This is a genomic window from Flavobacterium enshiense, from assembly GCF_040750275.1.
In the GTDB taxonomy this organism is placed as follows: domain Bacteria; phylum Bacteroidota; class Bacteroidia; order Flavobacteriales; family Flavobacteriaceae; genus Flavobacterium; species Flavobacterium enshiense_B.
This window is the reverse complement of record NZ_JBDOCV010000022.1, coordinates 18,747-34,394: the sequence shown is the minus strand read 5'-3', so window position 1 is coordinate 34,394 and position 15,648 is coordinate 18,747. Positions and strand designations below refer to the sequence as shown.

Sequence of the window (15,648 nt, the reverse complement as noted above, 5' to 3'; positions counted from 1 at the left end):
ATTTTGTGAATTACTTCCCTAAATCGATGGGTTTTATCATGGGTTATTTCACCAAAATACCGCGTTTTTGCATTACCGGGATGTCCACCATTCCTTTATCGTTGATCGTATTGGTGCGAAACACGTAAGTTTTATCATAAAGTTTATCACCGATAAAAAAGGTTACCATAAACTCGTTATTCAGCTGAAGGACATTGTTTTCCAGCAACTCAATTTTCACGGCTGCATTCGGTTCCACTTCTTTAAACGCATGACGAAAGGTTCCGGTTTTTCGATCTTCACCGTTAATTTGTCCGTACGCGCGGGAAACCACGATAGCCATTTCCAACTTTGCATCGCTATCATTCACCAAATGCACATACCACGAATTTTCCATAAAGTCATCGTTCCATTCCTGAACGGCTGCCACATACACATTTTCGACAGTTGGTATACTAATATCCTTTTGCATAACGTTGTAAATTAAAGTCTGCAAATTTACTATAAATATTCCGTAATTTTACAACACCACACGCTTCTAGAAGCATTAAAAATTCAACGTATGAAAGTTCTTATTCCGACATTGTTTGCCCTGAACTTAACCATTTTTGGTTGTGAATTTGGCAGTAAAAATGAAAATGAAAATTCCGAAAAAGACATTGACACTACGGTTGTGATTTCCGACAGCCACACCTCCGAAAACGCTTTAGACTGGCAGGGAATGTATGAAGGTGTAATTCCTTGTGCCGATTGTCCGGGCATCGAAACGAAAGTTACGTTAAACGAAGACAAAACTTTTGAATTGTCTGTTTTATATCAGGACAGGGAAAAGCAACCGACACTAACAAAAGGTAATTTTGTATTTGATGCATCCGGAAGCATTATCACGCTAGACAAAAACGGCAACAATACGAGTTACAAAGTAAAAGAAGGCTGTCTGGCGATGTTAGACGGCGATGGAAAAGAAATTGAAGGCGCTTTGAAAACCAATTATGTGCTGAATAAAAATCATTAAAATAAAAAAGCTCCGAAATTCGGAGCTTTTGTTTTATATACTGGACTTGAATTGTTCCAGAAAACGCACATCGTTTTCGTAAAACATTCTGATATCGCCAATTTGGTACAACAACATCGCAATACGTTCGATACCCATACCGAAGGCAAAACCGTTGTATTTGTCGGCATCAATACCGCAATTCTTCAGAACGTTAGGATCCACCATACCACAACCCATGATTTCTAACCAACCGGTTCCTTTGGTGATACGATAATCCGTTTCTGTTTTTAAGCCCCAGTAAATATCTACCTCCGCACTTGGCTCGGTGAACGGGAAATAACTCGGACGCAGACGAATTTTGGATTTTCCGAACATTTCTTTCGTAAAATACAGCAAGGTTTGTTTTAAATCGGCAAAGGAAACATTCTGGTCGATGTACAAACCTTCCACCTGATGGAAAATACAGTGCGAACGCGACGAAACGGCTTCATTACGAAACACACGCCCTGGGGAAATCGTACGGATCGGCGGTTTATTACCTTCCATATAACGCACCTGAACGGACGAAGTATGCGTACGCAACAACACATCCGGATTGGTCTGGATGAAAAACGTATCCTGCATGTCACGCGCCGGATGGTATTCCGGCAAGTTTAATGCGGTAAAGTTGTGCCAATCGTCTTCGATTTCGGGACCTTCCGACACATTGAATCCGATGTTGGAAAAAATATCGACGATCTGGTTTTTTACAATCGAAATCGGATGACGCGAACCGATTACCAAAGGCTCACCTGGACGTGTCAAATCACCATACAAACCACCCGCCACTTCTTTGCTTTCCAAAGCGTCCTGAATGGTTTTTACTTTGTCTTCCGCCGTGGTTTTCAAAAGGTTGATTACCTGACCGAATTCTTTTTTCTGATCGTTCGGTACGTTTTTGAATTCAGCGAAAAGGTCTTTCAACAAACCTTTACTTCCTAAGAACTTAATTCGGAAGGCTTCTAAAGTGTCTTTGTTATCGGTGGTAAAAGCCTGTGCTTCACCAATGTATTCTTTAATCTTATCTGTCATCGTCATGCGGTAATTGGATGCAAATTTAAACTTTTTTAAGTGATTAGTAAACAGTAATTAGTAATTTAATACCGATTAATTAATCAATTCTTTTTCTAAAAAGTAATTTACAATCGCTTCTTTCATCAGTACCGATTGCTCTCCGGCTTTCAGTGGTGGCAATTGTTCTTTTACCTGATAATGGGGCCAGCCTTCTTCATCGAAAAAATCAAATTCGTAATACCCATAAGGCTCCAGCAAACGACAGATGGCGATGTGCATCAAGTTTAACTTTTCGTCTTTCTTGAATTTTCGATTGAGTTGCCCTAATTCCTGCAGGCCAATCAAATAAATAATGGCATCCAAATCAAGGATATCCCCTTCGGCAAACTGATTGGAAAGTATGTTTACCACTGCATCCCAGCGGGTTTTTAATTGTTCATCTCTTGACATTTCTAAAAATTATGAATTATGAATATGAATTATGAGTTCACGTATCATAAAATTACGCTGCAAAGATAGTGACTTGCCTAACGAGAATTGTAGTTTCAGAAAAGTCTTTTCTCTTTTTACTTTTTACTTTTCCCGCTTCTTTTATCTTTGTCGCTGTATCTATTCTTTTAACGATGAATTTTATCGATATAATTATAACGGTTTTACTCGTTTTCGGATTAATAAAAGGTTTAAGGAACGGTTTGTTTGTTGAACTGGCCTCACTGATTGCCTTTTTTATCGGAATTTATGCTGCGATTAAATTTTCCTATGTCATCAAAGCAATGCTGGAAAACGCTGTTTCATGGTCGCCGAAAACGGTGCAGGTCACGGCATTTGTGCTAACCCTGCTTGTAGTCGTAATCGCGATTCATTTGCTGGCCAAAATTTTTACAGGAATTGCTGATTTCGCATTTCTGGGTTGGGTTAACAGCATTGGCGGTGGTGTTTTTGCGGTATTGAAAACGATATTGTTACTAGGAATTGTGCTGAGTCTGTTCCAAAAAGTAAACCGCAACAACATGATTATCGCTAAAGACACTCAGGAACAATCACTACTTTTCCATCCGGTTTTAAAAACTTCGGAAATGCTATTGCCCGTTGTAACGGATTGGTTTGCCGATTTGAAAAACAGTACCGATAAGCATTCGAAACCAACAGAGTCTTAATTACTGATCACTTTAAACTACTTCAACTCCTTAATCGCTGTTTTTTCTATCCAGCCTTGGGTTTCGTCCGTTAATTCAATTTTGCACCAGTTGTCCTGGGTTTCCAACACGTACACTTTGGTTCCCTCATGAAGTTCAAGCGCATCCGGAGCTGTGGATTTCGGTTCGTTTTTCACAGAAACGACTTCCGCAAAAACAATGGCCGGACGGTCGCTTTTATAGTTGTTCCGCTCAATAAACGCCGCTACTGTACTAAGAAGAATTAGCAGTAAAGCGATTATCATCCCAACAAAAAACAAACGTTTCATCAGCGAAGTTCTACCAAAATAATACCCTATAAAAAACAACAAAAATACGGCAGAGAACACTGTGGCAATTCCGGCCCAAGTGTCGTAGTGAAAAACATCCAAAGTTTCATTCAGCATTTGTGAAAACCCTACTTTCGGAACGACCTTAATTTCGTCAATGGCCATTTTCTGGGCAAACTTCAGGTTGGTTTGAATCTCGGTATCGTCTGGATGCAACAACAAAGCCTTTTCGTAATTGTAAACTGCCGGGGCTACTTTGTGCAATTTATAATATGCATTGCCTAAATTAAAGTACAGTTCTGCTGACTCTTGTCCAGATTTCAGAATGCCTTCATACATCACGACTGCTTCTTCAAACTGCTCCTTTTTATACAATTCGTTCCCTTTCTGAAAAGCAGCTTGTGCGAAAATCGTCTGAGCAACCAATAAAAATAAATAGACTAACTTTTTCATGTTTTCGGTTTATATCTGCTTACTCAATTCTGAAATCACGCTTACGGCTTTATCGTAATCTTGCTGCATAGCCACGTTGGTCGATGGTGCATAACGGGCAAATTCACAATTATTCACTAATTCCATAAAATCGGAAACGGTTTGTGTTGTTGCTTTTTTGGAAATCAATAACTCCTGGACATTTTCTTTAGTCATTTCCGAAGTCTCAATATGAAGTTTTGCTTTCAGGAAATTATGAAGTGCGCGTTCCATAGCATCGTAAAACAGTGCTTTATTACCCATTTGCCTGTTGGCTTCCGACAAAAATTTCTTAGCCAGTTTGTTCGACTGACGGATCCGGTTACCGGCCACATCACCATCAATGGCTTCTTTTTTCTTCTTTGCCAAAATAATAACCGGAATGAATAAGAACGGAACTGTCAACAAAGTGTAAAACAAAGTGGAACCCAAAAAATCATTGTTTTCAATCGGTGTCAATTTGGCATTGGATTTCACGAAAGCAAACTGATCCGTTTTACTCACCGCATTTTTTTCATGAGAGGCCACTGCATCACCGGAAGTTGGCATTGGCCCGTCCAGAACATTGATCTTTATTTCTTGAGAGCCAATGGTTTTATACGATTTTGAATTCAGATCAAAATAACTGAATGTTAGCGGCTTAATCACGTACGTGCCTTTGTATTGCGGCACTATGGTATAGGTATCGGAAATGGTTCCCTGCATACCGGTAAGCGGTGTGGTCACGTTTTCCTTGTGTTCCGGATCGTACATTTCCAAAGCATTTGGCACTACCGGTTTGGGCAAGGTAAACAATTTCATGTTTCCTTTTCCGGCCGCACTTACCACAAGCTGTAGCGATTCACCTGATTTCAACGTAGTCTTTGAAGGCTTCACCTGAAAATCAAAATGCCCTACGGCTCCTGCAAAATCTTCGGGTTTCCCGTTTTCAGGCAAGGCTTTCACCGCTATGGATTTAGCCCCTGCTGATATTTTTTTAGTCCCATTGGCATATTCCATGCGTCCGAACATATCACGGCGTCCGGTTGGTGCCTGCATGCTAATGTCTAAGGTCAACGGTTCTATGTTTAATTTTCCTGATTTTTGTGGATATAGCACCGTTTTTCGCAAGACAACATAACGATAATCTTCTCCGTTGTATTTCCCCATCTGAACCGTAAGATTCTTCACATCAATACTCTGACTCCAGAAATTATTGTATTTCGGACTCTCCGATTCCCTAAAATCGCTCACGCTCACGTACGGGCTCACGTACAATTTATAAACCGCTGTAATCGGCTCATTCACATACGGATTTGTATTGGAAATTTCGGCCACCAAATGGATTCCGTCTCCTTTCAAAGTGGGCGGTGGTGGCGGTGTCGGAACTTGTCTTGGTCTTCGGTTTCCGAAAATAATGGCAAACGGATCTTCCTCTTCTTCCGGTTCGGGCTGTGCTACGGCATTACCTACCGTTACTTTTACCGAATTGGTTTTATAGATCTTTCCGGCAATTTCAATGGACGCAGGTTTTATGGTGAATGTTCCTTTTTTAGTAGGCATCAGAAAGTACGAATACGATTTACTGAAAGATTTTCTCCCATTCACCCAGGAATAGTTTACGGATTGGTTTGGACCGCCAAAAATCTTGAACCCTTCGAATGAAGGTGCTTCGAAATTATCCCCGTCATCGTTCATGGTAAAATCCACACGCAGGCGCTCGTTTATACCGATACTGCTTTTGCTCACGGTTGCCTTAAATTCTACCTGAGCAAAAACTGCCTGAACAGCGAGTAACAGTAGTATTAAAATCCCTTTACTTCTCATTCTTATTGATTCCCTTTTTCATTTCCTGACAATTTTCAACTTGTCTCCTTTTCAAATTTTCTAACGGATTACCAGTCTTTTTCGACCCTTTTCGGACTGCCTTTCACTTCCTTGCCTTTTATGCGATCCTGAATTTTCTTTTCTTCATTGTTCAGAGCATCCAGCATGCTTTCCATTCGTTGTTTGGTAGCACCGCTTGGCTGGGGTTTGGGTTGCTCCTTATTCTGGTTTTCTTTTTGGTCTTTTTTACTTTCGTCAGGCTTATTTTGCTGGTCTTTCTGATCCTGCTTGTCTTTGTCCTGGTTCTTTTGATCTTGCTGATTTTTTTGGTTCTGGTTTTTATCCTGATCCTTATTTTTATCTTTATCGTCCTTATTGTTTTTCGGAGGACTTTCTTTTAATTTTTGTTTCGCCAAAGCATAATTATAGCGGGTCTGGTCGTCGCTCGGATTGTTGCGCAGCGCATTTTTATAGGCTTCTACAGCTTCCTGATAATTTTTTTCCGCCATAAGCGTATTGCCTAAATTATGAAAGGCTTTATGTCGTTCCGGCTTGGTCTTGGCTTCAGAAATCGCCCTGGAATAGGAAAATTTAGCTTCTCCGGGCTGGTTCTGACGGTAAATAGCATTCCCTAAATTATATGACGATAAGGCCGCCTTCGGATTTTTAAATTGCGATTTTCGGTATTCAACTTCCGCCTCGGCATAGTTCTTTTCCTCGAACTGACGGTTTCCTTTAGGCAGATTTTTATCCTTCTCCTGTGCCAGCAGCGTCACGGAAAAAAGTAAAAACATATAGTGTACAAACTGCTTCATCAGGCTTTCTTCTTTTCATTAAACAAGTTCAGTTTCTTTACCCAGGCGGTTTTGCGCTCCATAAAGAAAACATCGAGCAGCAACAGGAAAAACGCTAATCCTAAAAACCATTGGAACTGCGATTCAAAGTTGGCAATCTGCTGGCTTTCAAAATCGGTTTTCTCTAAATTGTCCAGTCCGTTTTTCACAAACTCCAACACTTCTTTGGTACTTCCTCCGAAAACATAACCGCCATTAGCATTTTTGGCAATGGTTTTCAGAGTTTCCGGATACAGTTTCGTGATAACCGTTTCGCCGTTCTGGTCTTTTTTGAAACTTTCAATCACGCCGTTATGACGCAACGGAATCGGCCCTCCTTTTTCCGTTCCGATACCGATGGTGATGACTTTTATTTTTTTGTCTTTGATCTCTTCTAATGCTTCCTCGAAACCTTCGCCATGGTCTTCCCCGTCGGAAAGCATGATGATCAGTTTGCTGGTTTGTGGGTCGTCAAAATACGAGGACGCCATTTTCAAAGCTTCGCCTAAAGCCGTTCCCTGAGAGGAAACCATATCGGTATTCATGCTTTGCAGGTACATTTTGGCCACACTATAATCGGTGGTGATCGGCAATACCGGATAAGCGCTTCCTGCATACCCCACAATCCCGATGCGATCGCTTCCCAACTGATTGATAATCTGTGAAACGACTTGTTTTGTTTTCTCCAGTCGGTTCGGGGCAAGGTCTTCGGCCAACATACTTTTGGAAACATCCACTGCAAAAACGATATCGACGCCCTGACGTTTCACCGTTTCCATCTTGGTCCCGATTTTCGGATTCACTAAGGCTACCACCAAAGCGGCCAATCCTAACAAAACCACGATTAGTTTTAAAACGGGTTTGAATGTTGATTTCTCCGGGCTCAGCTGTTTCAATAATTCCAAATCTCCGAATTCTTTCTGTTTTTTACGCTGCCAATACAGATTGACAAGGAAAAGTAACAGCACAATCGGAAGAAAGGCTAACAGGTAAAAATATTTTGGTTCGTCAAATTCCCACATAATTAGATAAAACTTCTGAAAAGGGTTTTACGCAACAACAGTTCCAACACTAGAAAACCTAACGCTAAAAAAGCGAAAGAACGGTACTTTTCATCGTAATTATAGAAGCGCTGTTCCATTACTTCGGTGGTTTCCAGTTTGTTAATTTCATTATAGATAGTTTCCAGACGCTGATTGCTCGTCGCTCTGAAATATTTTCCGCCGGTCATGGTCGCAATGTCTTTCATGACTTTTTCATCGATTTCCACTTTCATGCGCTTGAACAAAAATTGTCCGTTCGGTGCGATGGCATATGGAAATTCCGCCATTCCGTTGGTTCCGATTCCGATTGTGTATACTTTGATTCCGTATTCCTTTGCAATTTCCGAAGCGGTCATCGGATCGATAAACCCAGAATTGTTTACCCCATCGGTCAATAAAATGATGACTTTACTTTTGGCTTTACTGTCTTTCAAACGATTCACCGCCGTAGCCAATCCTACCCCGATACCGGTTCCGTCCTGCAACACATTGTCGTATTTGATCCCGTCCAAAGCCTGCAAAACAACTGCTTTGTCGCTAGTTACAGGTGTTTTGGTATAACTTTCGGCAGCAAAAACCACCAAGCCTACACGGTCGTTAATCCGTTGTTCCACGAACTCGGATGCCACTCGTTTCAAGGCCTCCATTCGGTTCGGTTTTAGGTCTTTGGCCAGCATACTTCCCGAAACGTCAATGGACATCACGATGTCGATACCTTTTGTGGTTCTTGATTTATTCGTTACATCTGTGGATTGCGGTCGTGCCAACGCTACTATTAAAGCACCTAAAGCCAACATACGCAACACAAACAACAATGGCTTCAGTTTCGGCAAAACAGAACTCGCTGCTTTAAATCCTTGTACAGAACTCACTTTTAAGACTGGTGCAAACTGTTTCCTCTTCCAGAAATACCAAGCAATGACTATTGGCAGTACCAAAAACAGCCAAAAGAATTCCGGATTAGCAAAGGTGATATTCTTCATTACGGTGCTGCTTTTCTAAGTTCTAAGGATTCTAATATTCTTGTCGTGATTTTACTTCCGTACTCATCACCTTCCGGATAGAACAACAACACTTGCTGCAATCCGCCTTCCTGGCTGAAAATCACATACTCGTAATACACTTTTACAGAACGTTTGCTGATTTTATCCAACATGTTCAGGGTTCCGTAAGCTTTTCGTCCGGAAAGACCTTCCGGCGTGTTGAAATCTTCGGTTTTGATGATAATGTCCTGCGCTCCTTTCGCTTCCATCGCCTGTAAACCACCTTCAAGGGCTTTATCCAATTCTATCTTGGTTTCCTGCTTGTATTTCATCGTGGCAATCATCATGTAATAATCATCAAAATAACCACCATATTCAAACAACTGCATTTCCTTTACCTGAGCCATTACTTCTTTACCGGCTTCTTTAGCAGCATCTTTACGTTTTAAAACATCCGGTGTGGAAATAATAATACCCGGATTTCCGTATTCACTGGTAATCCAATCTTTTTCATACATCTCTTTGGTAGATTCGCCAAAGAGATTGTATTTATCAAAGAAATAAGTTCCCAATGTAAAAAAGACCGTAAATATTACGGCAAAACCGACAAGTTGCTTGCGTTTTTGCATCTTTTTACGACGTTGCTCTTCTTGTAATCGGGCGTACTCCAGACTTCCTTCATCTTCTTCCTGTTTTGGAAGCGATTTATCGATCGTAAGAATGATGTTTTCAATGTTTTTACGGTCTTCGGCAATTTCGAAATCCATCGGTTTGGACTTGGCGAATTTTACCAAATCAGCATTTTTCAGAATTTTCTCAAACGTTTCCATGGTTTCCTGACGGATGCCCATTTTCTTTTTCATCGCCGCTTTTTTCATGGCCTCCAACAATTCGTCGGTCGTGCTTTCCATAGCCGGGATGTGCACCGTTTCTTCGATGTAGGTACGGGTAATATCGGTCATTTCAGAATAATAGGACTTCACATCGCCCTGTTCCAAAAGGGATTTTTTCTCCAAGCCCTGAAGCAGGCTCGTGGCTTTTTCAATTGGGGAAGCGTAAACAATTTCTTCCTCAACTGAACGGTTTTTGTATTTTTTATACCACCAATAGCCCAAATAGCCTAAAGCACAAAGCAAAACGAAAGCCAAGAGGTACCACCAGAAATTCGAAGAAGCTTCTTTTGGCGCCATAACCGGTTTAATGTCATACATTTTTTGCTTCAGCGTATCTACCACTACGGGGTTTACCTCCACCACCGCCGAATCCGAAAGAAATTGCTTGTTTCCGATTAAAACCGGAATTCTCGGGATAACGTAACGGCCGGAGTCAAATTGTGTCAATCCGTATTTTTTGATGAACTCATACGCCGCATCTTTCTTAACGGTGTCAATCGGGTAAGACTCCAACACTTCCAACTGACCTATATTTTTCACCTCCGGAAAAGCTATCCGGGTTTCTTTTGTTCCTTTAACTTTGAGGGTAAGATTGAATTGTGAACCGATTTTGATTTTTGTAGAATCCACATGGGTTTGCACCGGTTGTTGCGCAAAACCAAAAGATGCCAATAGTAAAAAAAGAAATATGTATGTTTTTCTAAGCATTCCTTATCCTCTCGATTTAAAATATCCCAGTAATTTTTTCACATAACTTTCATCCACACGAATACTCACGGTACCGGAACCACATCTTGAAAACGTTTCTTTGAAGTACTTCACCTTTTCCTGATAGTTCTTTTCATACGCCAAACGCACCGTTTTCGAATTGGTATTAACAACCAGAACTTCGCTCGTCTCGGCGTCTTCCATGGTGACCATTCCTACATTCGGCATGGATTCTTCACGGGAGTCATACACTCGGATACCGGTTACATCGTGTCGTTTTCCGGCTATTTTTAAGGTTTGTTCGTAATCGGAAATCATATAATCGGAAATCAAAAACACGATGGCTTTCTTTTTCTGTACACCGGAAAGGAATTTCAAAGCCTGTGACAAATCGGTTTTTTTGCTTTTGGGCTGAAACTCGATCAATTCACGAATAATACGAAGGACGTGTGATTTTCCTTTTTTAGGCGGTATGAACAATTCGATTTGATCGGAAAATAAGATCAATCCGATTTTATCGTTATTCTGGGTAGCCGAAAACGCCATAGTGGCGGCAATTTCCGTGATGATTTCGCTTTTCAGCTGATTTTGGGTTCCGAAACTTTGCGATCCGCTGCAATCCACCATCAACATCATGGTGAGTTCGCGCTCTTCTTCGAAAACCTTGATATAGGGTTCGTTATAACGTGCGGTTACATTCCAGTCAATGGCCCGAACATCATCGCCAAACTGATACTGACGCACTTCCGAAAAGGTCATTCCGCGTCCTTTAAACGACGTATGGTATTCACCCGAGAAGATATGATCGCTCAATCTTCGGGTTTTAATTTCAATTTTACGTACTTTTTTCAGTAATTCCTTGGTATCCATCTTAATTAGTTTTCAGTCGCAGTTTTCAGTCGCAGTAACTTCAGTATAAGCTGTTCACCGGGGCTGTAAACTGTAAACTAAATGCTAAGGCACTTCTACCTCGTTAACAATTTTGTTGATGATGTCTACCGAAGTGATGTTTTCGGCTTCGGCTTCATACGTAATCCCGATTCTGTGACGCAACACATCGTGTACAACGGCGCGAACATCTTCTGGAATAACATACCCTCTTCGCTTGATAAAGGCATAACACTTCGCTGCCATCGCCAGGTTGATACTTCCACGAGGAGAAGCTCCGAAACCAATTAAAGGTTTCAAATCTGCTAATTTGTATTTTTCCGGATAACGAGTGGCAAAAATAATATCCAGAATGTACTTTTCGATTTTTTCGTCCATGTATACTTCACGAACAGCTTGTTGAGCTCTTAAGATTTGCTCTAAGGAAACGACCTGATTTACTTTTTCGAAACCTCCGTTTAAATTTTGACGGATGACCAAACGTTCATCTTCCATTTTCGGATAGTCGATCACTACTTTCAGCATAAAACGGTCTACCTGTGCTTCCGGTAACGGATAGGTTCCTTCTTGTTCCACCGGGTTTTGAGTCGCCATTACCAGGAACGGTTTGTCCAGCTTAAACGTTTCATCCCCAATGGTCACTTGTTTTTCCTGCATCGCCTCCAAAAGTGCCGATTGTACTTTGGCAGGAGCACGGTTGATTTCATCGGCCAATACGAAATTAGCGAAGATAGGCCCTTTTTTTATGGTGAAGTCGTTTTGTTTTATGTTGTATATCATGGTTCCCACCACATCGGCAGGCAATAAATCCGGCGTGAACTGGATACGGCTGAAACTTCCGTGTACAGCCTGTGACAAGGTATTAATGGCTAAGGTTTTTGCCAGTCCCGGCACCCCTTCCAAAAGGATGTGTCCTTGTGCCAAAAGCCCGATAAGCAAACGTTCTACCATGTTTTTCTGACCCACGATTACCTTGTTCATTTCCATGGTAAGCAGGTCGATAAAAGCACTTTCCCTCTCTATTTTTTCATTGATTGCTCTAATATCCAGAGTAGTTGTATTCTCATCCATTGGTGTCATTTTTTTGAGCCGTGAAATTAATAAGATATTTTAACACTGCAAATTGAAAATTAATTTAGTCGTTTGTTGTTAATAATTGGTTAAAAAACAAAAGACAGCTAAGGTTTTAGCTGTCTTTTAATACTTTTTTTGAGTTCTTTTAACTTATTGAAGTACCAGATTACCCATATTGGTGACTTCTCCGTTAACCACAACAACGTTTTCAACAGTTAAAATGGTCAATCCGGAAGCCGCATCCGGTGTTAAAGTTACGGTATAGGTTCCGGATGGAATTCCGTTTAATTGGAAAACGCCGGCTTCGTTAGTAAATGCGGTTACCGCTGTATCTCCTACCTGAACGGATGCCATTACTTGAATACCTAATGGCGTTACACTACCGGTAATAATTCCGCCTGTGGCTTCAGTGGTTACCCGAATGACCGGATGCAGGTTGTAATTACCGGAACCGCCGGCCTCCACAACCACAGAATGTGCCACGTCAAAATCTAAAAGAAAATTGTACGTTGCTCCTGCCTGTAAGGTCTGATTTATCTGTAGTTTCAGGCCTGATTGCTGTGCACTTGGAGTGTTCAAGGGATAACTAACCCCATCTTTTACAACGGTATTGTCATCACCCAACACCAAACGGATCTGTCCTAAAAAACCGGAAGGAACCGCATTATCCGCCAACAGAACATTGATTCCTCCTGTCAAATCAAGCAAATTATACACACCTGGATTAATGTTCCCGATACTTACCCAGCCGGACTCGCCGGTATCGGCACTACTTTTGATTTTTACGTCTACGACTTCCACATTGACCTCATCGTAATCGCCCGGGGCATCTGTCATTCGTACAGTTACTCTGGAAGTTCCCTCAGTATCGTCATTATCACTACAACTTATCGATACGGCAGAAATGGAGGCAAAGGCCAAAAATCCTAACAAATACTTTTTGAAATTTTTCATGGGAAACTGTTTTTAAATTAGTAATTTCATAACGTGTATTTGACCGTCTTCTTGTTATTATTAACATAAATTAACCCTCTTTTATAGAAAATTTATATTTTTTAGTACGAATTTTATTCTGAAATGATTAACAAACGACTTCTTATTAAAAACCTGTTGGCTCACCACGATGAGAACAGTTTCTATGATAAGAAGCGACAGTTAAACCTCCACACCAAAGAAGGCAAGGCCAAGTTCCTGAAGCACATTTGCGCACTCTCCAATTCCAACCCGATGAACAATTCGTATATCGTGGTAGGGGTCGAGGATATGGACAATGAAATTGTGGGTGACGATTTTTTTGACGACAGTCGCATCCAGAACCTGGTGAATGCTTTCCTGGAAAACCCGCCGAAAATTCAATATGAAAATGTACCGTTTCCGAACCTGCCCAAAGACAAAGTGGTCGGGTTGGTGACCATCAAACCCAACAACAAAATTTCTTTCTTCAAAAAAGGGATTCATACTATTACAGCCAAAACGGTTTTTGTCCGCAGGGGCAGCAATACAATGCCGGTGGAAGACATTGGCGAGATTCCGAGTTCCATCAAAACCAAGAACCAGAATACAGAAACAGTCATCAGCATTGAAAACAATTCCCGCAACAGTATAGCCCACACGCTGGAAGGTGTCATTGACTTTATGAACAACCGCCACAAGGACATGAACCCTAGGTATAAGGTATTTAAAGAACTTTTCGTGGTGTGTTGGGCGGGAAACAAGAAGAAAATCCGCGAGAAAACGTTTTTCTCAAGGGTAGACATTGAGCTGATTAACGAACAGGTCAAGCTGTTTTATTCGGCTTTGGATGAAGTAACCATTGAGTACGACGAACGGACATTTTCGATTACCGAATACGTGCCCTTAGGACTGAACGACAAAACGAGTTACTATCCGCTGGAAAAAGTAACGCTGCATTTTTACGACAACGGATATTACAAAATGGATTCGGAGATGCTATTCGAACCGCCGGAATACAACCGAAAGATGCTGCATCACATTTACAATTCCAATTTGGCACTGATCCAGAAATTACAAAAGGGCATTGCTTTATCAGGCCGCGAAAGCAAGGATCTGGAGAATTTGCCTTCCACCCTGATGATTTGCTACCTCAACGGTTTTGAAGAGGCAAAAATAAAGCTGATTGAAGCCAAACCTTTTCTAAAAACACTGGACAACCAAACAGCTTACATTTACTTTAAGGAAACCATGCGGGTATTACGCAAAGTCAAGTATAATTAACAGACCCTGTAAAACCGTTTCCAACAGCAAAAGTGTAAAATCTATGGTGAATGCAATCATGTTAATCGAATTCGTTCAGTCCGTATAGGATTTCTTTCATTTTCGTTCCGTTCACTTCCACCGGTTTGTAGGCTACATTGAATTTGTTGATGGCCACATCGATATCCGATTTCAGTTTTTTGTATTCTAACGGCAGCTTGGTTTCGCATTGTTGTTCGTGTTCATAACTGTTGAGAATAATCTTGAATTTTTCATAAAACTTCCCGCCCTGATCGATAAAATTATTGTACTGGTTAATGAACTGCAGCAACCGATCAATGGGAAATTCCATGTTAACCTGCATTTTATACTGCGAAGTGCCCGTTGCGGTTTTCATCTTAACGAGATAGTCTTCCATTTTTTGGGTTATGGTTTCCCAATCGTCATTGGTACGGCAATTTTCCAAGGAAGCAATGTAGCCAATCGGCTTGGTGTAATCTTTAAAAAGCACTTCAATTTCCTGCTTGATTTTGTCGTTACTGGTTTGCAAAAAGGCGGTTTCAAAGTAGATGGTATTCAGGTCGTTTTGCATTCTCAACGTAAAATCCAGAATGCATTCCACATTTTTAAGTTCTTTTTCTTTTTCCTCTTTGGTCAGTGCAGAACCAATCATGTTAGTAAAGGTCTGGACCACTGATACGATGGCATTGGCGCCCAATAAGGAAGTTAAATCAAGGCTTGCTTTTTTGTCTTTCTTGGCGTTTACGATTTCTTTTAACTTGCCGTATTCGGGATACTGGTTGGGATTTGAAATTTTATTGATTTCGTTCAGCGTGCGTACCGAAGCAAAATGATGGTCCAGACTCAATACTTTTTCATACAAGGTTTTGATAATTTGCAATCCTTTCAGATACCGGATCTTGGAAATTTCACTGTTGGTTTCCCATTGCAGGATTTTTATTTTGTCGTTGATAGCGTCTTTCTGCATCAGTAAGGTCACTTTGTGTTCCAGATTGTTCTCCAGACGCAGCTGATGCGAAATGAAGATTCTTTGTTTGTTAAGTGTCTGATATTTCTCTTCAGAGGCTTTCAGAATCTTGATGATTTCACGATGCAGTTCACCCATCACTTCATCAGGTTCCTTTTGTAAATCTGGGAAAGTGGCGGCATGACTGCCTTGAACGAAATAGGCAAAGACAAAAAACAACAGGTAGAGTGATCGTTTCATTGTAATTCCGATT

Annotated in this window: 16 protein-coding genes; 3 read left to right on the top strand and 13 right to left on the bottom strand. The window is 41.0% G+C overall.

Features of this window, described 5'->3' with window-relative positions:
- Window positions 1-43 precede the first annotated feature (43 nt).
- A complete protein-coding gene (locus ABGT15_RS13995) occupies window positions 44-451 on the bottom strand; it encodes a hypothetical protein (protein WP_367232078.1) in 408 nt (135 codons plus the stop codon).
- 90 nt (window positions 452-541) lie between these two features.
- Here ABGT15_RS13995 and ABGT15_RS13990 point away from each other — a divergent pair, with 90 nt between their 5' ends.
- Complete coding sequence (locus ABGT15_RS13990; protein WP_367232077.1) at window positions 542-994, top strand: copper resistance protein NlpE; 453 nt, start codon at window positions 542-544, stop codon at window positions 992-994.
- Between the two features lie 33 nt (window positions 995-1,027).
- Here the strand turns inward: ABGT15_RS13990 and pheS are convergent, their stop codons facing one another.
- Together pheS and ABGT15_RS13980 are read right to left on the bottom strand one after the other, a co-directional pair.
- Window positions 1,028-2,047 carry a phenylalanine--tRNA ligase subunit alpha gene (gene pheS, locus ABGT15_RS13985; protein ID WP_367232076.1) on the bottom strand — a complete coding sequence of 340 codons (1,020 nt, stop codon included), beginning with the start codon at window positions 2,045-2,047 and terminating at the stop codon, window positions 1,028-1,030.
- A 75-nt stretch (window positions 2,048-2,122) separates the two neighbouring features.
- Entirely contained in the window at window positions 2,123-2,479 is a 357-nt protein-coding gene (locus ABGT15_RS13980; protein WP_367232075.1) for a hypothetical protein, read from the bottom strand.
- Window positions 2,480-2,652: 173 nt separating this feature from the next.
- Here ABGT15_RS13980 and ABGT15_RS13975 point away from each other — a divergent pair, with 173 nt between their 5' ends.
- Complete coding sequence (locus ABGT15_RS13975) at window positions 2,653-3,186, top strand: CvpA family protein (protein WP_367232074.1); 534 nt, start codon at window positions 2,653-2,655, stop codon at window positions 3,184-3,186.
- A gap of 17 nt (window positions 3,187-3,203) precedes the next feature.
- Here the strand turns inward: ABGT15_RS13975 and ABGT15_RS13970 are convergent, their stop codons facing one another.
- The 9 genes from ABGT15_RS13970 to ABGT15_RS13930 form a co-directional block, all read right to left on the bottom strand.
- Window positions 3,204-3,947 (bottom strand): tetratricopeptide repeat protein, encoded by a 744-nt coding sequence (locus ABGT15_RS13970; protein ID WP_367232073.1) that lies wholly within the window; start codon window positions 3,945-3,947, stop codon window positions 3,204-3,206.
- Between the two features lie 9 nt (window positions 3,948-3,956).
- A complete protein-coding gene (locus tag ABGT15_RS13965) occupies window positions 3,957-5,771 on the bottom strand; it encodes a BatD family protein (RefSeq protein WP_367232072.1) in 1,815 nt (604 codons plus the stop codon).
- Between the two features lie 68 nt (window positions 5,772-5,839).
- The gene (locus ABGT15_RS13960) at window positions 5,840-6,586 is read right to left on the bottom strand and encodes a tetratricopeptide repeat protein (protein ID WP_367232071.1); all 747 of its coding nucleotides are present in this window, start codon (window positions 6,584-6,586) and stop codon (window positions 5,840-5,842) included.
- Entirely contained in the window at window positions 6,586-7,626 is a 1,041-nt protein-coding gene (locus tag ABGT15_RS13955) for a vWA domain-containing protein (protein ID WP_367232070.1), read from the bottom strand. Before ABGT15_RS13955 ends, ABGT15_RS13960 begins: the two co-directional genes overlap by 1 nt.
- Window positions 7,627-7,628: 2 nt before the next feature.
- Window positions 7,629-8,630, bottom strand: a complete 1,002-nt coding sequence (locus tag ABGT15_RS13950; RefSeq protein ID WP_367232069.1) for a vWA domain-containing protein — start codon at window positions 8,628-8,630, stop codon at window positions 7,629-7,631.
- Window positions 8,630-10,231 carry a hypothetical protein gene (locus tag ABGT15_RS13945; protein ID WP_367232068.1) on the bottom strand — a complete coding sequence of 534 codons (1,602 nt, stop codon included), beginning with the start codon at window positions 10,229-10,231 and terminating at the stop codon, window positions 8,630-8,632. The genes ABGT15_RS13950 and ABGT15_RS13945 overlap by 1 nt, the downstream gene beginning before the upstream one ends.
- 3 nt (window positions 10,232-10,234) lie before the next feature.
- On the bottom strand, window positions 10,235-11,101 hold the full coding sequence (locus ABGT15_RS13940; protein WP_367232067.1) for a DUF58 domain-containing protein: 867 nt from the start codon (window positions 11,099-11,101) through the stop codon (window positions 10,235-10,237).
- An 84-nt stretch (window positions 11,102-11,185) separates the two neighbouring features.
- Window positions 11,186-12,190 carry an AAA family ATPase gene (locus ABGT15_RS13935; RefSeq protein ID WP_367232066.1) on the bottom strand — a complete coding sequence of 335 codons (1,005 nt, stop codon included), beginning with the start codon at window positions 12,188-12,190 and terminating at the stop codon, window positions 11,186-11,188.
- Between the two features lie 153 nt (window positions 12,191-12,343).
- Window positions 12,344-13,147: a DUF4382 domain-containing protein gene (locus ABGT15_RS13930; protein WP_367232065.1), complete on the bottom strand. Its 804-nt coding sequence runs from the start codon at window positions 13,145-13,147 to the stop codon at window positions 12,344-12,346.
- Between the two features lie 123 nt (window positions 13,148-13,270).
- Between ABGT15_RS13930 and ABGT15_RS13925 the strand changes: the two genes are divergently transcribed.
- On the top strand, window positions 13,271-14,428 hold the full coding sequence (locus ABGT15_RS13925; RefSeq protein ID WP_367232064.1) for an ATP-binding protein: 1,158 nt from the start codon (window positions 13,271-13,273) through the stop codon (window positions 14,426-14,428).
- 61 nt (window positions 14,429-14,489) lie between these two features.
- Here ABGT15_RS13925 and ABGT15_RS13920 read toward each other — a convergent pair whose 3' ends face one another.
- Complete coding sequence (locus tag ABGT15_RS13920; protein WP_367232063.1) at window positions 14,490-15,635, bottom strand: hypothetical protein; 1,146 nt, start codon at window positions 15,633-15,635, stop codon at window positions 14,490-14,492.
- Between the last annotated feature and the right edge of the window lie 13 nt (window positions 15,636-15,648).